This is a genomic window from Lacrimispora brassicae, from assembly GCF_054772055.1.
In genome coordinates this window covers 271,716-294,856 of the sequence record NZ_BRYH01000006.1, presented here as the reverse complement: position 1 = coordinate 294,856, position 23,141 = coordinate 271,716, and the positions used below count along the sequence as shown (strand labels likewise).

General features: G+C 46.3%; 20 protein-coding genes and 1 other RNA gene. 3 read left to right on the top strand and 18 right to left on the bottom strand.

What is annotated here, in order from left to right; genetic code table 11:
* Positions 1-46: 46 nt before the first annotated feature.
* On the bottom strand, positions 47-808 hold the full coding sequence (locus ACYVD3_RS04460; protein WP_460641301.1) for an IclR family transcriptional regulator: 762 nt from the start codon (positions 806-808) through the stop codon (positions 47-49).
* A 215-nt stretch (positions 809-1,023) separates the two neighbouring features.
* Here ACYVD3_RS04460 and ACYVD3_RS04455 point away from each other — a divergent pair, with 215 nt between their 5' ends.
* Positions 1,024-2,025 carry a LacI family DNA-binding transcriptional regulator gene (locus ACYVD3_RS04455; protein WP_460641300.1) on the top strand — a complete coding sequence of 334 codons (1,002 nt, stop codon included), beginning with the start codon at positions 1,024-1,026 and terminating at the stop codon, positions 2,023-2,025.
* Positions 2,026-2,054: 29 nt separating this feature from the next.
* Positions 2,055-3,458, top strand: a complete 1,404-nt coding sequence (gene uxaC, locus ACYVD3_RS04450) for a glucuronate isomerase (protein ID WP_460641299.1) — start codon at positions 2,055-2,057, stop codon at positions 3,456-3,458.
* Between the two features lie 106 nt (positions 3,459-3,564).
* Here the strand turns inward: uxaC and ACYVD3_RS04445 are convergent, their stop codons facing one another.
* From ACYVD3_RS04445 to ACYVD3_RS04390, 12 genes are all read right to left on the bottom strand, one after another.
* A complete protein-coding gene (locus tag ACYVD3_RS04445; RefSeq protein WP_460641298.1) occupies positions 3,565-4,353 on the bottom strand; it encodes an RnfABCDGE type electron transport complex subunit B in 789 nt (262 codons plus the stop codon).
* 15 nt (positions 4,354-4,368) lie between these two features.
* A complete protein-coding gene (gene rsxA, locus ACYVD3_RS04440) occupies positions 4,369-4,947 on the bottom strand; it encodes an electron transport complex subunit RsxA (RefSeq protein WP_460641297.1) in 579 nt (192 codons plus the stop codon).
* Between the two features lie 12 nt (positions 4,948-4,959).
* The gene (rsxE, locus tag ACYVD3_RS04435) at positions 4,960-5,754 is read right to left on the bottom strand and encodes an electron transport complex subunit RsxE (RefSeq protein ID WP_460641296.1); all 795 of its coding nucleotides are present in this window, start codon (positions 5,752-5,754) and stop codon (positions 4,960-4,962) included.
* An 11-nt stretch (positions 5,755-5,765) separates the two neighbouring features.
* Entirely contained in the window at positions 5,766-6,380 is a 615-nt protein-coding gene (locus ACYVD3_RS04430; RefSeq protein ID WP_460641295.1) for an RnfABCDGE type electron transport complex subunit G, read from the bottom strand.
* 1 nt (position 6,381) lies between these two features.
* Positions 6,382-7,305, bottom strand: coding sequence for an RnfABCDGE type electron transport complex subunit D (locus ACYVD3_RS04425; protein WP_460641294.1), 924 nt, complete (start codon positions 7,303-7,305; stop codon positions 6,382-6,384).
* Between the two features lie 11 nt (positions 7,306-7,316).
* The gene (gene rsxC, locus ACYVD3_RS04420; protein ID WP_460641293.1) at positions 7,317-8,639 is read right to left on the bottom strand and encodes an electron transport complex subunit RsxC; all 1,323 of its coding nucleotides are present in this window, start codon (positions 8,637-8,639) and stop codon (positions 7,317-7,319) included.
* Positions 8,640-8,869: 230 nt separating this feature from the next.
* Complete coding sequence (locus ACYVD3_RS04415; RefSeq protein WP_460641292.1) at positions 8,870-9,031, bottom strand: hypothetical protein; 162 nt, start codon at positions 9,029-9,031, stop codon at positions 8,870-8,872.
* A 128-nt stretch (positions 9,032-9,159) separates the two neighbouring features.
* Positions 9,160-11,031: an ABC transporter ATP-binding protein gene (locus tag ACYVD3_RS04410; RefSeq protein WP_460641291.1), complete on the bottom strand. Its 1,872-nt coding sequence runs from the start codon at positions 11,029-11,031 to the stop codon at positions 9,160-9,162.
* Positions 11,031-12,770 carry an ABC transporter ATP-binding protein gene (locus ACYVD3_RS04405; protein ID WP_460641290.1) on the bottom strand — a complete coding sequence of 580 codons (1,740 nt, stop codon included), beginning with the start codon at positions 12,768-12,770 and terminating at the stop codon, positions 11,031-11,033. Before ACYVD3_RS04405 ends, ACYVD3_RS04410 begins: the two co-directional genes overlap by 1 nt.
* Before the next feature lie 4 nt (positions 12,771-12,774).
* Positions 12,775-13,278, bottom strand: a complete 504-nt coding sequence (locus ACYVD3_RS04400) for a MarR family winged helix-turn-helix transcriptional regulator (protein WP_460641289.1) — start codon at positions 13,276-13,278, stop codon at positions 12,775-12,777.
* A 235-nt stretch (positions 13,279-13,513) separates the two neighbouring features.
* Positions 13,514-14,143: a hypothetical protein gene (locus ACYVD3_RS04395; RefSeq protein ID WP_460641288.1), complete on the bottom strand. Its 630-nt coding sequence runs from the start codon at positions 14,141-14,143 to the stop codon at positions 13,514-13,516.
* A gap of 32 nt (positions 14,144-14,175) precedes the next feature.
* Positions 14,176-14,403, bottom strand: a complete 228-nt coding sequence (locus tag ACYVD3_RS04390; protein ID WP_460641287.1) for a hypothetical protein — start codon at positions 14,401-14,403, stop codon at positions 14,176-14,178.
* Positions 14,404-14,848: 445 nt separating this feature from the next.
* Between ACYVD3_RS04390 and ACYVD3_RS04385 the strand changes: the two genes are divergently transcribed.
* Positions 14,849-16,381, top strand: coding sequence for a S8 family peptidase (locus tag ACYVD3_RS04385; RefSeq protein WP_460641286.1), 1,533 nt, complete (start codon positions 14,849-14,851; stop codon positions 16,379-16,381).
* A 169-nt stretch (positions 16,382-16,550) separates the two neighbouring features.
* Here the strand turns inward: ACYVD3_RS04385 and ssrA are convergent.
* The 5 genes from ssrA to ACYVD3_RS04360 all read right to left on the bottom strand — a co-directional run bounded on the left by ssrA (position 16,551) and on the right by ACYVD3_RS04360 (position 23,130).
* Positions 16,551-16,893, bottom strand: a transfer-messenger RNA (tmRNA) gene (ssrA, locus tag ACYVD3_RS04380).
* A gap of 195 nt (positions 16,894-17,088) precedes the next feature.
* Positions 17,089-18,423 (bottom strand): H2O-forming NADH oxidase, encoded by a 1,335-nt coding sequence (gene nox / locus ACYVD3_RS04375; protein ID WP_460641285.1) that lies wholly within the window; start codon positions 18,421-18,423, stop codon positions 17,089-17,091.
* Between the two features lie 107 nt (positions 18,424-18,530).
* Entirely contained in the window at positions 18,531-19,574 is a 1,044-nt protein-coding gene (locus ACYVD3_RS04370) for a ribonucleotide-diphosphate reductase subunit beta (protein ID WP_460641284.1), read from the bottom strand.
* A 48-nt stretch (positions 19,575-19,622) separates the two neighbouring features.
* Positions 19,623-21,881 carry a ribonucleoside-diphosphate reductase subunit alpha gene (locus tag ACYVD3_RS04365; RefSeq protein ID WP_460641283.1) on the bottom strand — a complete coding sequence of 753 codons (2,259 nt, stop codon included), beginning with the start codon at positions 21,879-21,881 and terminating at the stop codon, positions 19,623-19,625.
* Positions 21,882-22,167: 286 nt separating this feature from the next.
* Complete coding sequence (locus tag ACYVD3_RS04360; protein ID WP_460641282.1) at positions 22,168-23,130, bottom strand: tRNA dihydrouridine synthase; 963 nt, start codon at positions 23,128-23,130, stop codon at positions 22,168-22,170.
* Positions 23,131-23,141 lie beyond the last annotated feature (11 nt).

Genomic DNA, 23,141 nt, shown 5'->3' with positions numbered 1-23,141 from the left:
ACCTGAAATATTAATCGTTTCCAGCCGTTTTGTCAACAGGTATTCCTTATATTTTTCCAAGAAAGCCTAACAAACGGGAAACCTCCATGCCCTTTTGGGAAACCAGGTTTCCAAGAGCCTCATAATCATCAGAAGGCTTATAGAGGCTGGAGATGCTGATGGCCCCCAGCACATTGCCATCCCGGTCAAAAACCGGCGCTCCCACGCACTGCATATGCTCCTCCATCTCCCTGGCATCAAAAGCATAGCCTCTTTCCCGGACCTTTTTCAGCTCTTCCAGAAGCTGTCCTCTGTTTTTAATGGTCCGTTCCGTGAACTGGGTGAATTTCAGCCGGCTGATGATCTGCTCTCTGGCCTCCTCACCGCTGTATGCAAGAATCACCTTTCCAAGGGAGGTGCAGTACATGGGATTTTTGGAACCAACGGTGGCCGTGGTAATAATAGGGTTCTCCGGTTCGAACTTACATATGTATACCACATGATGGTCCGACGGAATTCCAAAAAAGACTGTTTTCCCCACTTCCTTTGAAAATGCTTTGAGCAACGGCTCAATGATCCCGATAAAATCCAGATTATTGGTATAATTAACACCGATACGGTAGGCCATTAAGCCTATGGTAAATTTTTGCTTCTGTCCCCTTGTCACATTCACCATGCCCATTTCAGCAAGAGTGGTCACGATATCATAGGCGCTGGTCTTTGGCAGGTCCAGCTTTTCGCAGAGATCATCTAAAGTGGCCCCCTCGGGCGTTCTGGAGATCATTTTTAAAATCTCCACGGTTCTTTGGGTCGTTCTGTTTAGTTTCATGGTTTTGCCTCCATTTCTATGTCCTAGTATACTCCTGAAAGCAAAAAAAAAGCAAGATGAATTTCGCATATACGAAACATTTGTAAGCATTTACAAAATACCTGGGATTCTTTCGGATATTTTTTGAAAACCATAAATCAGGGATTGTAATATCTATCATAATTATGTATAATAAATTGGGTATGTAAATACTTACAATTACGGAGGTGATGTTTTTGAATATCTATGATGTTTCCGAACATGCTCACGTATCGATTGCCACCGTCTCCCGTGTCATCAACGGGAATCCCAATGTCAGCGAAAAGACCAGAAAGCGGGTTCTGGACGTTATGGAAGAGCTGGGCTATACTCCTAATGTATTTGCCAGAAGCCTGGGATTAAATACGATGAAGACTATCGGGATCATGTGCGCAGATTCTTCCGACCCATGGCTGGCGGAAGCCATCTATTATCTGGAAAAGGACTTAAGAGGCAACGGTTATGATTCCCTCCTCTGCTGCACCGGCTATCTTCCGGAAACAAAAAAGAAATATCTGGAGCTTTTGCGCTCTAAGAGGGTGGATGCCATCATACTGACCGGTTCCCATTATATAGAAGCAAAGCCAAAGGACAATGCCTATCTTTTAGAAGCGGCAAAGGATCTTCCCCTTATGCTGGTCAACGGAAGTCTTAACGGGGAACAGATCTACAGCACGGTTTGTGACGACCACGCCGCGGTTTACGATGCCACCTTGCGGCTTTACCACTCCGGCCGTTCCTCGGTGCTTTACCTCTATTCCGGAGGTTCCTTCAGCAATTTACGCAAGATTTCCGGCTACCGGGCTGCCGTAGAAGATGCGGGCTTTATGATCCGGGAAGAGCTAATGGTGCTCTGCCGCAAGGACTTAGATGCCGCCATGGAACGGTTGGAAACGCTCTCCCGCTCCGGAGTCCATTTTGATGCGGTGCTGGCTTCTGAAGATATTCTGGCTGTTGGAGCCGTAAAATATGCAGACAAGGCAGGGCTTAAGATCCCTCAGGATTTAAGCATCATCGGATACAACAACTCCATCCTGTCCAGGTGCACGACTCCTGAAATCACTTCCGTGGACAACAAGGTGGAGGCTCTTTGCACCACCACTGTAAACACCCTGATGAAGGTGCTGGAGGTGGGTAACGTACCAATGAAGACCACCATCACCCCGGAACTGATAAAACGAGGTACTACTAATTTCTAATTTCACATATTCAAGGAGGACTCTCTAACATGAAACAGTTTATGGACAAAGACTTTTTACTGTCTACCGACTCAGCCAAAGCTCTTTTTCACACCTATGGGGAAAATATGCCCATCGTAGATTATCACTGCCATATCAATCCCCAGGAGATCTACGAAGACCGTAAGTTTGATACCATCACCCAGGTATGGCTGGGGGGCGACCATTACAAATGGCGTCAAATGCGCTCCTGCGGCGTTGATGAAAGATACATTACCGGAGATGCTTCCGACCGTGAAAAATTCCAGAAGTGGGCGGAGACCCTGCCAAAGCTGATCGGCAATCCTCTCTATCACTGGAGCCACTTAGAACTTCAGAGATATTTCGGCTTTACCGGCCATTTAAACGGCAATACCGCGGAAGAGGTATGGAATTTATGCAATGAAAAGCTTCATGAGGATTCCATGAGTGTGCGCAATCTCATCAGACAGTCCAATGTCAAGCTGATCTGCACCACTGACGATCCTGCCGATACCCTGGAATGGCATCAGAAAATTGCCGCTGACTCCACCTTTGAAACAAAAGTCCTTCCCGCCTGGAGACCTGACAAGGCCATGAGCATTGAAAAGCCGGATTTTGCCGCCTATATGACAAAATTATCTGCTGCAAGCGGCGTGGAAATTAAGGATTTCGCTTCCTTAAAGACAGCCTTAAAGAACCGGATGGAATTTTTCGGAAGCCAGGGCTGCAGCGTATCCGACCATGCTCTTGAATATGTCATGTATGCCCCTGCCGATGAGGCGGAGCTTGATGCAATCTTTGCAAAGGGACTTGACTGCAAAACCATTTCAAAGGAGGATGAGTTGAAATACAAGACCGCCTTCATGGTGTTCGCTGCAAAGGAATACAACCGCATGGGCTGGGTGATGCAGCTTCATTATGGCTGCAAGCGTGACAACAACGCCATGATGTTTGAAAAGGTAGGTCCTGACACTGGTTTTGACTGTATCAACAACTACGCTCCTTCTGCACAGATGGCTGATTTCTTAAACGCATTAAGTGCAACCGACGAGATACCGAAGACCATCATCTACTCCTTAAATCCCAATGACAATGCTTCCATCGGCACCATTCTGGGCTGCTTCCAGAGTAAGTTCCCAGGTAAGATCCAGCAGGGCTCCGCATGGTGGTTCAACGATCACAAGACCGGCATGACGGAACAGATGACCTCTCTGGCAAACTTAGGATGCCTTGGAAACTTCATTGGAATGCTTACGGATTCCAGAAGCTTCTTATCCTATACAAGACACGAATACTTCCGCAGGATCCTTTGTGAACTCATCGGCGGATGGGTGGAAAACGGAGAGTATCCAGATGACCAGGAGGCCCTGAAAGAAATCATTGAGGGGATTTCCTATAACAATACGGTAAAATATTTTAATTTTGAAATCTGATGTCAGAAGCTGCGGCAGCCGGTATCCCATGCCGCATTGAAGACAGGCAGTATTTTAAGGAAAAAAGTGTCCGGTCTTTTTGAAAAAGACCGGACACTTTTTTCGTTTACTGAATTACCTTTACAGGACATTTTGCTGCGCATTTTCCGCAGTTGGTACATTTTTCATAATCAATTACCGCAACATTATTATCCATGTGAATGGCGTCGAATTCACACTGCTTTGTACACAGCATACAAGCGATACAGCCAACATCACATTTCGCCTTCACGTCCTTGCCCCTGTCATGAGAATTGCACTGAACCAGATGCTTTGCCTTATAGGGAACTAAGTCGATCAGGTTGTTGGGACAGGCAGAAACACATTTGCCGCAGGCTACGCACTTCTCCTTATCCACCACTGCCACTCCGTCTGTCACGTGGATGGCGTCAAATTCGCAGGCTTTCACACAGGAGCCGTACCCCATACATCCATAAACGCAGGCTTTTCCTCCTGAACCGGGAACCGCAGAGATCATCCGGCAGTCGTCAATTCCGTAATAATTGTACTTGACCCTTGTCTTATCACAGGTGCCTTTGCATTTAACAAATGCAATCTTCTTTTCCGCGGTACCGGCCGCAACTCCCATGATTTCGCCAATCCGTTCCGCTACTGCCGCACCGCCTACGGGACAGGCACCAACATCTGCCTGGCCTAAGGCAATGGCCTTAGCCAGGGCATCACAGCCTGCGTATCCGCAGCCGCCGCAGTTATTTCCCGGAAGCTCGTTACGGACAAGAATCTCTTTTTCATCTACTTCTACTTTAAACTTTTCGCTGGCAATTCCAAGGAACACACCGATTAAAATACCGATGACGCCCACAATGGCTGCCGCTAATAGAATACCTGTTACCATGCTTTCGTCTCCTCCTTATTTAATTAATCCGGAAAATCCGAAAAATGCGATTGCCATCAGGCCGGAGGTAATCAGGACAATTGGGGACCCCTTAAAAGAATGGGGAACGTCATTGTATTCGATTCTCTCACGGACACCCGCCAGCATAACAATGGCAATGGTAAAGCCTACGGAAATACCCACACCGTTGACAACACTTTCCAGAATGTTAAAACTCTTCTGCACGTTGGTTAAGGCTACGCCCAAAACCGCACAGTTGGTGGTGATCAAAGGAAGATATACTCCCAGCGCCTCATAAAGAGCAGGCATGGATTTCTTTAAAAACATTTCTACAAACTGCACCAGGGCCGCAATAACCAGGATGAATACGATGGTCTGCAAAAACTCCAGATGAAGTCCTACCAGGACTCCCTTGTAAATCACGCTGGTAGCAAATGCTGCAATGGTAATTACGAAAATAACGGCTGCGCCCATGCCGGCAGAGGTCTTCACATTTTTGGAAACTCCAAGGAATGGACAAAGGCCGAGAAACTGGCTGAGCACTACGTTGTTGACCAATGCGGAACCAATGGCAATCAATAACAATTCTTTCATCTATCCATCCTCCTATTCATCTTTCCTGGAAGCTGCCGCTTTTGCTTCTGCTTCCTTTTTTGCTGCCTGTGCCTTCTTTGCTGCCAGGGTCTCCTCTTCCATCTGCTTCTTTCTGGCCTGAATAACCTCATGATTGGACATGCAGGAGGAACCGGTACAGGAAGTGCAGTTGCCGCCGCATGCTAATTCAGACTTAGGAGCAGAGCCGTTGGTTGCAGAAGGCGCCTTAAACTTATTCTGAAGAGCCGTTAAGATAGACAGCACAAAGAACGCGCCCGGAGCAAGAACAAAAATAGCAATATGGAAATCTTCCGGAATAATGGTGTATCCGAACACGGCGCCGGAGCCTAACAGCTCACGGACAAGACCGATGCAGGTAAGGGCTATGGTAAAGCCAAGGCCCATACCGATTCCGTCAAAGGTAGATTCCATCACGCCGTTTTTGGAAGCATAGGATTCCGCGCGGCCTAAAATAATACAGTTTACCACGATCAGGGGGATATAAATGCCCAGTGCAGAATACAGGCTGGGTACATAGGCCTCTAACAGAAGCTGCACGATGGTAACCAGGGTCGCAACGACAACGATATAAGCCGGGATCCTCACCCTGTCCGGGATAATCTTACGAAGGGCAGAAATAAGCATATTGGAAAATAAAAGCACCACGGTAGTGGAAAGCCCCATGCCCACACCGTTCACCGCTGACGTGGTAACAGCCAGAGTCGGGCACATGCCAAGCATCAGGATAAAGGTCGGGTTTTCTTTTACAATACCGTTAAATAAACGTTCCATACATTTGTTGTTCATCTTCCCACCTCCTACCGTTCTATACTGTGATGCACGTAATACAATGCGGCATTGACTGCATTGGTTACCGCGCTTGATGTAATAGTTGCGCCGCTGATGGCATTGATCTCCCCGTCACCGGCATTGCCGGATTTGGTAACAGCCAGGGATTCCTTGTTCTTTCCCGCATACTGGCCCTTAAATGCCGGTTCTTTGGCCTTTAAGCCCAGTCCCGGAGTATCACTGATTGCCAGAAATTCAATGCCGTTAATGGTTCCGTCTTCCTTAATTCCTACGGAAATCTGCACAACACCGCTGTAACTGTCATCAGAACGGGAAGTGATCACGTATCCCATGACATTCCCGCTTCCATCCACTGCCCGAAGGGCATTGTCCACGGCTGCTTTTCCAAAATTCTGGGAAAGGAGTTCTGTGTTGCAGGCTTCCACGGCTGCCTTCATTTCATCATCCGATGTAAAATCAGTCGCTTCCGGAAATACCTTTTTATACGCTGCCTGATTCGCTGCCTCAGTTGCCTTTGCAATGGGCTCCTTTGTGATCTGATAAGCACCGCCCAGCAAAAAACCGGAAATCAGGGTAATCAGAAATAAAATCAACGCATCCTTCATATATCCGCCACTTTTCATCTTACTTTCCCTCCTTTCCAAATGCTACCGGAAGAGAGATCTTCTCAATCAAAGGCACCAGAATATTGCTGATGATGATTGCATAGGAAACGCCTTCCGCAGAGCCTCCGAAAAGACGGAACAATCCGGTCAGCACGCCTAAAAGAATGCCGAAAAGGATCTGCCCCCTTGGAGTGATAGGACTGGTCACATAATCGGTAGCCATGAAGAAGGCTCCGAAGATAAGGCCGCCGCCGCATAAATGAGTCAGGACATAGGTGAGATCATGACGGCCGAAAATAAATACGAATACGGCAAAGGTGATGAGATAAGCAGCCGGGATCCGGATGGAAATCACCCTTCTGAACAACAGATAGGCTGCACCCAGAAGCAGGGCGATCACAGACACCTCGCCGATGGTTCCTGAAATCTTTCCAATAAACATGGCTGTTAAGTCAACTGCCTCTCCTGCCTTTAATGCGGCAAGAGGAGTAGGGCCGGCAACCGCATCATTGTATGTAAAAGTGGTCATCTTGCCTGCAAAAGAAATGAGCAGGAAGCATCTTGCCGCCAGAGCCGGGTTCATGAAGTTCTGGCCCAGGCCGCCATAGAGCTGCTTCACCACGATGATGGCGAATACACCGCCCAGAAATGGGATCCACAGAGGGATCGCCGGAGGCATGTTAAGGCCCAGGATCAGCCCGGTCACCAGGGCACTTCCGTCGCTTATTGTAACTGGTTTTCCCATAAGGGATTCAAATACGTATTCACTGAGAACACAGGACAATACGCTGACAAACAAAATCAGCGCCGCTTTTAACCCAAACTGATATACACCATACGCAGTTGCAGGAATCATGGCAATGGCAACATCCAGCATAATATTCTGTGTTGTGACCTGATCCCTGGTATGAGGCGATGATGATACATTTAACAATTTACTCATGCTTCCTCCTCCTACGCTTTCTTTCTGCTTGCCGCAACTTCTTTGCGCATCTCTTTAAATGCCTGGGTAAGAGGCCTTCTGGCAGGGCAGATATATGCACAGCAGCCGCATTCGCAGCATTCCATGCCGTTTAATTTTATAAACCGCTCCATGTCAGACCGTTCCGCCGCTTCCATAATCATCTGGGGAACAATATTGCCCGGACATACCTTTACGCATCTTCCGCAGCGGATACAGGCGCTGGGCGCATTTTCCGCCACCTCATCCTTTGTCAGACAGGTAAGGGCAGAGGAGGTTTTTGTAACGGGAATATTGAAGTTGAACAAAGCCTGTCCCATCATCGGCCCTCCGGAGATCACCTTTGCCGGCTCTGTCCGAAAGCCGCCGGAAGCCTCTAAAAGCTCCGTATAGCTGGTCCCGATCCTCACATTGTAGTTCTGTGGATTGGTTATGGCATCCCCTGTCACTGTAATGATCCGGCGGATCAAAGGAATGCTCTTTGCAACAGCATTATAAATGGAAATCACCGTATCCACATTGTCTACCATACAGCCTGCATCTGCCGGAAGCATGGTGGAATTGATCTTCCTTCCTGTTACGGCATAAATAAGGGTGCGCTCGCCGCCCTGAGGGTATTTAGTCTGTAAAGGACAGACAGTGATCCTTGGCTCATCCTTTACAAGCTCTGTCATCAGCTTAATGGCTTCCGGCTTGTTGCTCTCAATGGCAATCACTCCCTTTGCATTGTCAAACAATTGAAGGATTATATTAAGTCCTTTAATGATACTTTCCGGCTCTTCCAACAGCATCCGGTAATCGGAAGTCAGGTACGGCTCACACTCCGCACCATTGACGATGACCGTATCAATCTTTGATTCGTCTTTTGGTGTCAGCTTCACATGGCTGGGAAATCCTGCACCCCCAAGTCCTACTACCCCAGCTTCTTTTACAAGGTTCCTGATCTCTTCCTTTGACAAAGTCTTTGGATCACGTTCTTTGCCAAATCCTTCTACCGTCTGATACTTCCCGTCGTTTTCAATGATAACCGACAGGACCAAAGAGCCGCCTGAAACCAGCCTTGGCTCAATGGTTTTTACCGTCCCTGAAACGGAACTGATCACGCAGGCGGAAATAAAGCCTCCCGGCTCTCCGATCTTCTGTCCAACCAGCACCTGATCACCTGCTGCCACCAAAGGCTTTGCCGGTGCGCCGATATGCTGGGACAGCGGGAACACCATCTCGCCTTTTGGCTGCAGCACTTGTACAGGTTTATTTTCCGACAATTCTTTTCCCTCGTAAGGGTGAATGCCGCCTTTAAATGTAGCCAGACCCATTTAACTAACCTTCTTTCTATACAATTCTTTGTCTTTCCTGGCAAAAATTCAGCATTTTGCCTCCTGAAACAGTATAACATAATTCCCAAACCGAAACAATGCATAAAAGATATTGTATACTGTGTTTTATATACAACTTTTTTTATTTATCAGTAATGAAACCTTGTTTTAGGCTGTTATCCTGTGTTAAATAATTAACATCTCTTACAAAAGAAGACCTTGTCTTGTTTTCATATAAATACAATTAATCCTGTTCCTTTTTCGTAAATCCCCATAACCCACCTTTTTTTGACAGTGTTCTTAATTTCATACACTCTTCTTTGTGAAATTTTTGTTAAAATATCATAATTTTCAAAGACTTCTCTTCCATTCCAAACGATTAATTTTATCACTTACCCCCTTTATTTATTAGAATTTTTAATAAATAAAAAGGGAGCATTTGAAAACGGAATCATGAATGACTGCATGACTGCCGTTTACTCCAATGCTCCCCTATGGGAATACAGGCCGTAGCCTTTGTTTAATCCAGTTCCACTGTCCCGTTATAAAGCTGATAATATCTGCCTTTCTGTTTCAGAAGATCCTCATGGTCTCCCCGCTCAATGATCTCCCCGTTTTCCAATACCATGATGGCATTGGCATTGCGTACCGTAGACAACCGGTGGGCGATGACAAATGTGGTCCGGTCCGCCATAAGACGGTCCATCCCCCGTTCAATATGCTTTTCTGTTCTGGTATCCACGGAGCTGGTCGCTTCATCCAGGATCAGAATCGGCGCTTGTGAAATAGCTGCCCTGGCAATGTTTAAAAGCTGCCTCTGCCCCTGGCTTAAGTTGGCCCCGTCACCTTCCAGCACCGTATCAAAACCGGCCGGAAGCCTCATAATAAAGGAATAGGCAGAAGCTGTCTTTGCCGCCTGGATCACCTCTTCATCTGTTGCATCAAGCCTTCCGTAACGGATGTTCTCCATAACGGTCCCAGTAAACAGATGGGTGTCCTGAAGGACCATGGCAATGTTATGCCGGAGGTTTTCCCGCTTGATATGCCGGATATCCACTTCGTCAATGGTAATTTCCCCGCTCTGGATATCATAAAAACGGTTTAATAAATTTGTGATGGTGGTTTTTCCCGCTCCCGTAGATCCTACAAAGGCAATCTTCTGGCCAGGCTTTGCATAAAGGCTCAAATCCTTTAATATCACCTTGTCAGGATTATAGCCAAAGGTTACATTCTTAAGCTCTACAAATCCGTTCATAGGCTCTAACTCTGCCGCGTCTTCATCGTCTGCCGGCTCCGGTTCTTCATCCATAATGGCAAATACCCGTTCCGCTCCTGCAAGGGCGGAAAAAACATTGCTCACCTGCATGGACATCTCGTTAATGGGCCGGCTAAACTGCCTGGAAAAGGTTAAAAACACAGTCAGTCCGCCTACATCAAAGCCCCGGAGCACACAAAGCAGCCCTCCGATGCATGCAGTCAGGATGTAGTTCAACTGGCTTAAATTTCCCATAACCGGCATCATCACTCCTCCGAAAAACTGCGCATGAATCATGTTGTTCCTTAAATCCTCATTGAGTATCTCAAATTCTTCCTCTGCCACGTCTTCATGACAGAACACCTTCACCACCTTCTGGCCGCTGATGATTTCTTCTATATATCCGTTGACAGCTCCAAGGGAGCTTTGCTGGGCAGAGAAAAACTTCTGGCTTCTGGAGGCCACAAAGCCGCCCACCTTCATCATCACCGGTATCATGATTATGGTCACCAGAGTGAGCCATATATTAGTATATATCATAAGCGCCAGAGTGCCGATGATGCTTAATACCCCGGTAAAAAGCTGGATCAAGGTATTGCTTAACATCTGGCCGATGGTATCCACATCGTTGCTGAACCGGCTCATAAGGTCTCCGGTGTTATTGGTATCATAAAACCTCACAGGAAGGGCCTGGATCTTGCCAAACAAGTCATCCCTTATCTTTTGCAGGGCATTTTGCGCCACCGTCAGCATGATCCTGGATTGGGCATAGTTGGCGATTACACCAATGAGATAAACGATTCCCATTATAATAAGACCTTTTGCAAGTCCTGTAACGCTTCCCCTTCCGCCGCCTGGAGGTGCAATATACTGATTGATGATGGGACGCAGCATATAAGAGCCGGCCAACATGGCAAGTGTGCCCACAAGGACACAGAAAAGCGCCGCTCCCATGAAAACCTTGTATTCATTTAAATAAGACATCAGACGGAAGATGGTTGCCTTGGTATTCTTCGGAAGACCGCCTTTTATCTGCCGGTTTCCTTCACGTCCGCCCATTGGTCCCCGGTTCTTGGCTGGCAGGGAAGACCGGCCGTAACGCTTTTTTAAGCTTTCTATTTGTTTCTGCTTATCCATTATGCACCTGCCTCCTCTTCTCGTTCTCTCTGGGAATAATAAATTTCCTGATAAGCTTCGCAGGACTCCAGCAGTTCTTCATGGGATCCAATGCCTGCGATCTGTCCATCATCAAGGACTATGATTTTATCCGCGCTTTCCACGGAGCCGATCCTCTGGGCAATGATGAATTTGGTGGTGTCCTTTAAGGTGGTCTGGAAGCATTGGCGGATACGGGCTTCCGTTGCCGTATCCACAGCAGAGGTGCTGTCATCCAGGATCAGTATTTTCGGTTTCTTTAACAGGGCCCTGGCAATACAAAGCCTTTGCTTCTGTCCGCCGGATACATTGGAACCACCCTGACCCAGATCCGTGTCATACCCATCCTTAAAACCGGAAACAAAGCCGTCGGCCTGGGCGCTTTCTGCCATAAGGACCACTTCTTCTATGGTTGCATCTTCGTCTCCCCACCGGAGATTCTCTTCAATGGTTCCTGAAAAAAGGATATTCTTCTGCAAAACCATCCCGACTCCCTTTCGAAGGTTCCTGATGGAATAATCTCTTACGTCAATGCCGTCCACCAGGACTTGTCCCTCATCCGCATCATAAAGGCGGGGGATCATCTGCACGAGAGATGTTTTTCCGCTTCCTGTGGAACCGATGATTCCAATGGTCTCTCCAGGCTCTGCAGTAAAATCAATGTGCTTTAAAACCATTTCATCGGTTTCCTTTGCATACTGGAAGGAAACGTTCCTGAATTCTACCTTTCCCCTTGTGACCTGGGCAGATTTTTCCGTCCCATGTTCATCGGTTAAATCGATTTCCGTATCCAGGACTTCTCTGACACGCCTTAAGGAAGCCATGGCGCGGGAAGCCTGTAAAAATACCATGGACAGCAGCATCAGGGACATGAGGATCTGGACAATATAGGTAGTAAAGGCAGTCAGATCACCTACCGGCATCTTTCCGTCGATGATTAAATTCCCTCCATACCATACCACGGCAAGTGTGGCGAAATTCATGGAAAGCATCATCACAGGCATGCTGGTTATGACGATCTTCATGGCATTTAAGCTGCTTTCCTTTAAATCCCTGTTAGTGACCTGAAATTTCTTTTCCTCATAATCTTCCCGGACAAAGGACTTGATCACCCGCACATTGGTCAAAGCCTCCTGCACCCCGGAATTTAAACGGTCGATCTTCTTCTGCATGGCCTCAAAACGGGGAAACGCCATCTTTAAAATGATGAAGATCGTCAGGATGAGTATGGGGACCACTGCCAGCAGCACCACCATTAACTGACGGTTCATGATATAGGCCATAATAAGGCCTCCGATCAGCATACCCGGTGCCCGGAACATCAGACGCAGGCTCAGCATAACCACATTCTGAATCTGCTGGATATCGTTGGTCAGCCTGGTGACCAGGGACCCTGTGCTGAACTCATCAATATTTTCAAAAGAAAACTGCTGGACTTTATGAAACACGTCCTTTCTTAAATCCGTGCTGAAGCAAATGGAAGCCTTGGAAGAAAAATAGGAGCCTCCGATTCCTCCTGCCGCCATAACAACGGCGATAGCAAGCATTCTCCCCCCCATACTTAAAATGTATCCTATGTCCCTTCCGGCGACTCCGTTGTTGATGATCATGGAGGTCAGCTTGGGGAGCATGATTTCCCCTAATACTTCTGTCAGCATCAGGAGGGGAGCCAGGATAAAGGCTCCCAGATATGGCCTGATATATTTCCAATATCGTTTCAAGTTATCAATCCTCTCTTTCTGTCATGTTCTTTTCTAAAGGGATCTGAGATAAATTGTCATAAATCCGGTCCAGATACTGCCCCATGACAGCCAATTCTTCCTTGGAAAAATCATGGAACATCCGCGCTTCCACATTGTGAAAAAAATCCCTGCTGTGCTCCACCATGTGTTTTCCCTTTTCTGTCAGGCAAAGCTTATTCATCCGGTTGTCTTCCTGGTCTACGGCCCGGGTGATGTATCCCCCTTTTTCCAGTTTCTTTACCGATACTGCGATGGTTGCGGTGGACACATAAAGGCGTTCTGCGATCTCCTTTTGGGATGCATTGGAGTGCTCGGAAAGCATCATAAGGATCTGGTGCTGGCTGCGGTATACCCCTGTCTCCCTTAAGCGTTCATCCAGAATGCAGCGGTGCAGCTTCATGATCCTCATATATCTTACCATCACGCCATGGGTCGGTGAAAGGTTCCCATTTAATCCTTTATCCCGGAACGGGCATATTGGTTTCATTTACAAACTATCCCCTTTCTGTTAGCCTGCTAATAATTAGCTAATTAACTATATGGCAGTATATCACCTTACGTCCCAGTTGACAACCCGGTAAATTTTGAAAATTTTGTGAATTTTCTTACTATCATAACCCATTTTTATTCTTCCATTCCCAGTCACAAAAACTTTCCGCCATGGCACCCATAAGGATTATGGATTTTTCATGGCGGTTAATGGAATAAGCAGGAGCTCATTCTCATTGCTTCACTTTTTCTATATCTTTGGGAAGTTTTACGGAATTGGATAGCTGAAGCATCTGATTCCACAGCTCCCGGTACTCTTTGCTGCTCATATCCCTGATGGGCCTTTGCATTTCGTATAATTCATGCATTTTCCCGCTCTTTATGGAAAAGCTCTCCGGCGTATGGTACTGTAATTCAAAAATCTGACCGTCAGGGGAACGAAGGATGGTGTTGATCCCCTTATAAGGACTCTGCCTGTCAAGCCAGTAATTTTTGATTTCAACCGTATCATAGCCTGATTCCCAATAAAGCTCCATGGCCTTTAAGGTCTTCTCCGCAAGCTCTTCGGCGGAAGCCGTATAAGTATATCTTAATATGTCCCTTACCTCGTAGACCTGGCAGCCTGGGCCGTATTTCCTTTGGATCTTTTTCAAATACGAATCCCTGGATTTTATGCGGTTTTCCATTCCTTCCATGTCCATTCCCGCCCGCTTTGCCATTGTCCAGACCTGCCTTGTAATCTTTGGTTCACACTCCGCAGCCCTGTTGTAACAGGATATCCCTTTTATCTGAGGCCTAAAGGCCCCATAATCATACTGCTTTCCATCTGAAAAGCGATTTCGCCACATTTTCTCCCTGCGCATTGTCCTGTATTTCCTTTGACACTTTTATCATATCATTCAGCATATGCCCCATCTCCGGAAATTGTGTCTGTATTATTTTCATAACCGGACCATAGGAATCCTGCACCCGGATATTTATGTAAAAGCGAAGGCCTGAATTCTATCCAGACCTCCGCTTTCCTATTTCTAGCAATTTTCATTTTCATTGCGCCAACGGCAGCGGGGATCATTGCACCCATCTCTGAAGCCAGCCCAGTATGCTCTCCTTTTTTCTTCTTCACAATTATCATTTCCGCCGCAATTATTGTTGCAATTGTTATTACACCAACAGTTGTTATTGCATCTACAGTTATTCCTACATCCTCCGAAAAAGCAACACATATTTTACACCCCTCTTTTTATTAATGTACTATATTATATGGGACACATAGACAAGATGTGAAAGAGGGGGTCTGTGCTGCTATCCGGGTGCAGTTTGTTCGTCTCAACACATAAACCGCAATAAAACCCGGCCATCGACGATTTATCATTTTCCTTCACAGGAAATCATATATTTATTAAAACTGAAATTTGTTGCATAGGAGGTCAGACATTAAAATATTAGATGAAAATTATATTGATCTGTTAATCAACAATGAATTTGCAAAAATCCTGGGGCAAACATACGATTTGACTTTTATAAACGACAGATACTCTGTACTTCATGCACCTGCCAGTGAGTTCCGTATGTGCCTTCTCGGAAACCAGCCTTACACAATATTTCCTCATATCTTCACCCTTAATTCTACCTATAGCCTGGAAAAATCCACTGTAAAATCCTTTCAATACAACCCTAATTTTTCTTTGTTTGGCCAGGGTGTTCTCATTGGATTTGTTGACACTGGAATCGATTATCGCCATCCGGCGTTTCTTAACAACGACGGTTCCACACGGATTTACTCCATATGGGATCAGGCCATAACAGACGGAACGCCTCCGGAAAATTTTACATTTGGCAGCGAATACAGAAAAGATTCCATTAACAATGCGTTGATGGACCATGATCCTCTTTCCATTGTTCCAACCTTTGACGAGAATGGACATGGCACGATGCTGGCCGGTATTGCTGCCGGATCCCCTGACTTAAGGGAAGATTTCAGCGGAGTGGCTTCTCAGGCAGAATTGGTAATTGTCAAGCTAAAACAGGCCAAATCATACAACCGCCAAATTTTTTGTGTCAGAAATGATATTGACTGCTATCTGGAAACCGATATCATGCTGGGCATCGAATACCTTCGTTCCGTAGCCTTAAAGCTGGATCGTCCTCTTGTTATATGCATTGGAGTGGGATCCAGCCAGGGCGATCACAGCGGAGTGGGAACCCTTCCTTCCTATATAAACAACTTAGCCACCTATCATGGAATGTCCGCATGCGTGGGTGCCGGAAATGAAGGGGGCAACAGCAGACATTATCAAGGGGTTCTTGAAGCTCCGGATTATACTAAAAATTTCGAACTGCGTATTGATCAATCAGACCCGGATTTCTTTTTTGAGCTATGGAACCATTCTCCATACCGGCTGTCTTTTTCCATTGCAACGCCATTTGGCGAAAATACCCAGATCATCCTTCCCAGATTTAATGAATGCCGGGAATTTAGATTTATTTACGGTTCTACCACCTTATACATCAATAATATCATTCTGGAAGAAGAAAGCAGCATGCAGCTTATTTTGGTACGTTTTAAACAAGCGGTAAGCGGCCTATGGAAGATCAGAGTCACAAACATGGATAAGCGTGCATCTGTCTTTCACGCATGGCTGCCTTCCGGTCCCATCATAACAACCGATACATACTTTCTTGAGGCAACAGCGGATGTCACCATTACAAATCCGGGGAATGCCGATAATCCTCTTACGGTAACTGCATATAATCAATATAATGACAGCATTCTCATAGAATCAAGCAGAGGATTTTCTGCCATCGGACTTCCCCTCCCCGATGTTGCCGCTCCCGGATTTCAGCTTACATGCCCATTACCGGACAAAGGCTATGGAAGTGCAACCGGTACCGGAGCCGCTGCCGCACACGTTGCAGGAATACAGGCCATGATCATGGAGTGGGCCATTCTTCGGGGCCATTATACCACCATTACCGGGAAGGATATTAATAAACTGATCATAAGAGGTGCCCATCGGAGTAATTACCTCTCATATCCAAATCCAACATGGGGCTACGGACAGGTCAGCGTCATGGGGGTTTTTAATCAACTGAGTCCTTAAATAAATAGGCTTACGTGTGGCGTGGCGTAAAAGCTGCGCCATTTCTTCATTCTTTTCAGAATTAAAGTAATCACATGCCATTAGTAAATACGTTTCCTAATTAACTTATTATCTGCCCAACAAGAAATGCAACACAAACAAAAAAGCCTGGTATCTACCAGACTTTTTTTAGTGGAGCAGACGGGAGTTGAACCCGTGTCCAAAAACCAATCCCCTGTTCTTCTACTATCATAGTCAGTTTATTGACATTCCCTCCACTGACCGGGAACTAACACCCTGACAGCTTCAGTAGCTTCATATTACGTCCGTATACTCAAAGCTTTGCACACGTCGTTTCTCACATCGTCGATGCCGGGATCTTAAAGTGTGAGTGCCTTAAGGCCGACAAGCTGCATTAAGCAGCCAATGCTAATTCGTTATTGTTAGCGTTTATATTTATTTTTGCCATTTAACGCATCGCATGCGGATAGCTTCACCAGCTTCATAGCCCCTGTCGAAACCAGTACTGCCCCTGACTGGTACTCTCCAAGAGAGCATTCTCATACTAACATGAATGAAACCAATTGTCAAGACCTGCCCTTTATCTGACAACATCACCTTGCAACATGATGCCTTCGGACCATTCCCCGCCGGGAATGATCCGGCACCTGCTTTTTTCCTTTAAAAACTCTCTTTTTCCAGATCTTGGATTTAACGCCTGATCCAGCCTATTTCGCCTGAAGCGCAGCCATCGTAAAATAATTATAGGGCTGATTAAAATGAGGCAGGAAGAAAATATCCGTCAGCTTTAACCGGTCAATGGTGACCTGCTCCTGGATCGCAAGGGAGAACATGTGTATTGCCATGGAAATATCATATTCTGAGCACAACTGGGCCCCCAGGATGATCCGGGTTTTCTTATCATAAACAATCCTGATTTTCACTTTGTAATTATCATGCTCAATAAAGGCCGGTTTCTGGGTATCCTCATAATCCGCTGCCGCCGCATCATACCCCAGCTTTTTGGCCTTTGCATAGGATATTCCTGTTGAAACCATTTTCAGGTTCCAGATACAGATCCCATTGGATCCCTGGACGCCGATGGATTCCAGGGGTGTGCCGCAGACGTTATGGGCAGCCACGATTCCGGAACGCACGGCATTGGTTGCCAGGGCAATGTAGTTTGTTTTCTGGATGGAATTGTCAAAAACAGTTGCACAGTCGCCGATGGCATATACATCAGGCTGGCTGGTCTGCTGCCGTTTGTCAACCAGATATGCTCCGTTGCAGAATAACTCCAGCTCGTCCTTTCCCAACTGATTGTTAGGCTTAAAGCCGATCCCCAGCACTACCATATCGGCACTGTATTCCTTTTTGTCGGTGACCACTTTTTCCACTTTGCCGTTTCCAGCCAGCTTTTTCACGGTTTCCCCATAAACCAGCTCAATGCCATGGCTCGTCAGGTTTTCGGACATAATATCTGAAAATTCCTGGTCATAATAGCCTGACAGGCAGGTATGCATGTTGTCGATCAGGGTGACCTTTTTCCCCACACGGCAAAAGGCTTCCGCCAATTCAACGCCGATATACCCTGCCCCTACCACAACCACATTTTTCAAAGAGTCATTGTGCAGTTTATCAATGACATCCTTGGCATTCTGAAACAGCTTTACAAATTGGACGTTGTCCAGCTCTTTCCCCTCAATATCAGGAGAAATGGGAAGAGAACCTGTTGCAAGAATCAGTTTATCATATTCCTGCTGGTATCTCTGGCCATACTTTCCCTCAGCGTAAACAAGCTTTTTATCATAATCAATGCGGTCTACTTTGGTTTCCATATAGACCTTCGCACCCTTTTTTTCAAAGATATCTTTGCTGCAATAAAACAGGCCTTCAGAGGAATGGATCTGATCCCCGATCCAAAGAGCCATACCACAGCCCAGAAAACTGATGTTGTCATTGGAATCAAATATAATGACTTCCTTGTCTTTATAAGTATCTAAAATTGTATTGATTGCTGCCGTTCCGGCATGGTTTGCGCCGATTACCACAATGCGTTCCATAAATAACCTCCTTAAGAATTGTTTTTCTTATTATAACACATTGTTAAAATAAAAACAATTATTATTATCGAAATTTATCAATTATTTATACCGCAAATTTTTATCTGCTACAGGTCATCCACCAGGGCACTGCTCTTGGCATAGGCCGTACTTTTCGCTTCAAAAAAGTCCGTTTTGATCAAATTGGCATTGCTGTACTGGTTGACCCATGTCATGCTTTCCGGCTCCCTGTCATGACCTTCATAAATATGGCCCCATCCAAGGCTTGCACACCGTAAATTTCCCAGATACATAATATAGTCCGTGATCATTTCCTTCGTAAGTCCGGGTACCTCATCTCCGATGGCATAACAGCCCCAGGCGATCTCCTGCTCACAGCCTTCCCTGATCATGCTCCGGTAAACCTCCACCCGTTCCCCGGTAAACAACTCCGGCTCCTCCTTTTCCAGTTCCAGAATGATATTGCGGAACAGCCACAAATGAGTGTTCTCGTCCCGGTTGATGTAACGGATCTCCTGGGAAGAGCCGATCATTTTATGATTTCGCCCCAGGTTATAAAAGAACATGAATCCGCTGTAAAAATACACGCCTTCCAGAATAAAATTAGCCATAACCGTCTTCATAAAGGCAAAGGCGCTTTTATCCTTTTGAAATTCATTATATAAATCCCCGATAAAAGTATTACGGGCAAGAAGATGAGAATCGCTCTTCCACTGATAGAGTACTTCATTCCGCGTCTGAGGTTCGCAGATGGTGTCCAGCATATAGCTGTAGCTCTGGCTGTGCACTGCCTCCTGAAATGTCTGAATGGAAAGGCAGAGATTGATCTCGTTGGCGGTCACATATTCCCCAATAGCCGGCAGATTGGCGGTCTGGATGCTGTCTAGAAACACCAGGAAAGACAATATCTTATCATAAGCTCTCCGCTCCTGGGGGCTTAATAAGGGATAATCCTTTCTGTCCCTGCTTAGATTAATTTCTTCAGGTATCCAGAAATTATTCATGGCCTGGCGGTACCAGTCGCTGACCCAGGTATATTTCATGTTGTTAAAATCATTGAGGTTTGTGGTGTTGCCGTTGATCATTCGCCGTTTCCTTACTTCAATCTCTCCATCGGGATGAAAAAGGGGCCTTTTTTTTAATTGTTCCATAATGGTCTTTTCACTTTCTCCTGTATTATTATTCTCAAGAAGGCCCCTTTAGCTGGAGCAGGCCTCGCACTCTTCCACTTCCAGGCTCTTGGACCGGATGTAATAAATGGTTTTCACACCGCATTCCCAGGCCAGGATATAGAGCCCCAGCACCTGGCGGAGAGTATAGTCATTGGTGATATAAAGGTTCATGCTCTGGGCCTGGTCCACATGGCGCTGGCGGACGCCTGCCGCCCGCACAGACCATTTCTGGTCAATGTAATGGGCGTTTTTATACTTCCAGAATGTCTCCGGCGACAGATCCGGAGCCACCCGGGGCACCAGGCCGCTCTTTTTTTCCTCCAGATAATACCGGTTTAAAACAGGGTCCAGCCCGGCCGTTGTTCCGGCGATCATGCTGGTGCTGCTGGTAGGCGCTATGGCAAGGAGCCAGCCGTTTCTCATGCCGCAGGCTGCCACCTTTTCCCGAAGGCCCTTCCATCTTTCAGAGCAATATCCCCGCTTGTCAAAATATGCTCCTGTCTGCCATTCACTGCCTTCATACAGGTCATATCTCCCTTTTTCCTTAGCAAAGTCACAACTGGCCTCTATTGCAGCATAATTGATCGCCTCAAACACCCGGTCGGAAAATTCCAGATGCTCCTGGGATTCCCAGGAGATCCCGTTCTTTGCCAGCATGTGGTGATATCCGCTCACTCCAAGCCCCACCGGGCGGTAGCGAAGGTTGGTGACCTTTGCATAGGGCACAGGGAAAAAGTTTAAATCGATCACATTGTCCAAAGCCCGGATGGCGCATCTGGTCAATTCCGCCAGTTCTTGGGTATCCTTTAAATCAATCTTTCCAAGGGAAAGGCTTGCCAGGTTACAAACTACAAAGTCTCCCGGCTTTGTCACAGTAACCACCACCGTTTCCCCATCCACACTGCGGATCTCCTGCTCTATTTGTTCCACACCGCTCATATTCTGGGCAATTTCCGTGCAAAGATTGCTACAGTAAATGATGCCGCAGTGGCTGTTGGGGTTGGCTTCATTTACGATATCCCGGTTAAAGGTAAAAGGCGTCCCGGTCTCCACCGCGCTCTTTAAAACCAGGCGGATGATATCTTTAATGGGGATGATCCGCTTGTGGATGCGGCTGTCACTTACACAATCCAGATAACGCTCCTCCCACTGGGTTCCATAAAAGTCTTCCAATGCCCAGCCCTTTATTGTCAGGATTTCATGAGGGCACATTAAATACCAGTCCCCCTCTATGTCTTCCTTTGCCTGCTTCCAGAACAGGTTGGGATAACAGACGGCAGGAAAAACATCATGGGCCTTCATGCGGTCATCTCCATTGTTTGTCCTAAGGGTGAGAAATTCCGGCAGATCCTTGTGCCACACATCTAAGTAAACCGCCACAGCCCCCTGCCGCATTCCCAACTGGTCCACTGCCACGGCAGTATCGTTGGCCAGCTTGATCCACCGGATCACGCCTCCCGCCGCTCCTTTAAAGCCGCGGATGTCGCTTCCTGCGGCACGGACCTTTCCAAAATAAAGGCCCATGCCTCCCCCGAATTTACTCACCTTTGCAAAGCTGTCAATGCTCTGGTAAATGCCATCCAGGCTGTCCGGTACTGTATCGATAAAGCAGGAGGAAAGCTGGTGGTAAGGCTTTCTGGCATTTGAAAGGGTGGGGGTTGCCATGGTGACCTTTAAGGTGCTGAGCATGTCGTAAAACCGTTTCACCCAGGACTCCCGGTCAACGGTCTCTTTCATGGCAAGATGCATGGCAATTCCCAGGAACATTTCCTGGGGAGTCTCCAAAGGCGCATTCTGACGGCTGCGGATCACATACCGGTTAAGCAGAAGCTCCAGCCCGGAATAATTGAACAGATGGTTTCTCGTCTGATCCATATACCTTTCAAACCGGTCGATTTCTTCCTTTTTATAATTTTCCAGGATGTAATCTCCATAGAGCCTCTCCTCTGTCAGATAACATATTTTATCATAAAGGCTTCCAATCTGCCTCCGGCCAAGTTCTGCCTTTAACCGGATATTAAACTCCACCATGAGAAGCCTTGCTCCTATATACTCCCAGTCCGGCGCTTCCTGGGTGGTCAGCTCCGCCGCCGCCTGGATCAGCGCTCCAAGGCGATCTTCAAGGCTCATGTTTTTCTTGCAGAATCCTGTAAATTTTACGGAGAGGTGTTCCAGACCATATGGCGCAAAATCCCACTCCTGCCGGATTTTTTCCAAAACCCCCTCCAGCTCAGGCACCTCTTCAAAGTATTCCAGAATTTCCTGTTTTCCGTTTCTCTTATCCATTTAAAATTCCCGCCATTCCACGATTTATATTAATACCAATAACTGTTATTAAATCTCACATGTAAAAATATACCACAACATATAGTTAATTTCAACCATTGACATACTAAATATTCGCTTCTTAAATATTTTCTTCTTTTTTACCACGAAAGTAAAGGCCGTGAAATGAAGCATAAAAAAACGCCTGAAGCCTCACAAAGTAAGAGTTCAAGCTTAAAATGCCAATTGATTCATTAAAAAAATTTATGATCATTTTATGTTTTTCTTATAAGCATGGATTTTATTCTTATTTTCCGTCAAAAGCCCCTCCGGACTCCTTGAAATCCAGCTCACCAAACAGGCTGTCCACTGCTGCCCGGTACTCTCCAAGGTGCTGGGACTTACGGATTTTTTTTCCATGTTTTTCGCCGCCCTCAAACATTTGGATCATATACGCCCACACCTCCTTCATCTTAAACAGGACATTGCGGTCCCCGGAGATGATCTCTTCGTATCCTCTTAAAACCTCATCATGAAAAGCCTTTAACTGTCCCTTTTCCATGTTTCCTTTGCCCTTTATTTCCCCTGCAAGGCCTGGATTTGCCACCAGCCCTCTCCCAAGCATGACACGGTCTACAGAGGGAAAGAACGTGGTGAATTTCTTATAATCTTCCACGGAAAACAGGTTTCCGTTATAGCATAAAGGATTTTTACTTAAGGAAACCGCCTCTTTCACAACCTCCCAGTTAGGTTCATTCTTATAAAAGTCCTTCTGGACCCGGGGATGAAGAATCAGCTCCTCTAGGGGATATTTGTTATAAATTTCCATAAGCCTTCCAAATTCCTCAGGACTGTTCATTCCGATCCTGGTCTTTACGGAAATTTTCATGTCCAGCTCAGAAAAAATCTGGTCAAAGAAAGCCTCCAGTAAGTCCGGTTCCCCAAGAAAGCCTGATCCGCGGCCCTTGGAAACCACCGTAGGAGAGGGGCAGCCTAAATTTAAATTCACTACCTCATATCCGTATTGCTTCAACTCCTTTGCCGCCCATATAAAATTATCTCCTTTATTGGTGAGAATCTGAGGAATGACATGAAATCCCTTGTTATTCTCCGGCAGAAAATCTTTTTTCTCTCTGGAGGTAAACTTCCGGTTCTGGGTCGGCACAATAAAAGGAGTAAAATACACATCTATCTGATTAAAAAACATATGATGAGCGTTCCGGTAAATATAGCCGGTGATCCCCTCCATGGGGGCAAAATAATACTTCATGTTTTAGTCTC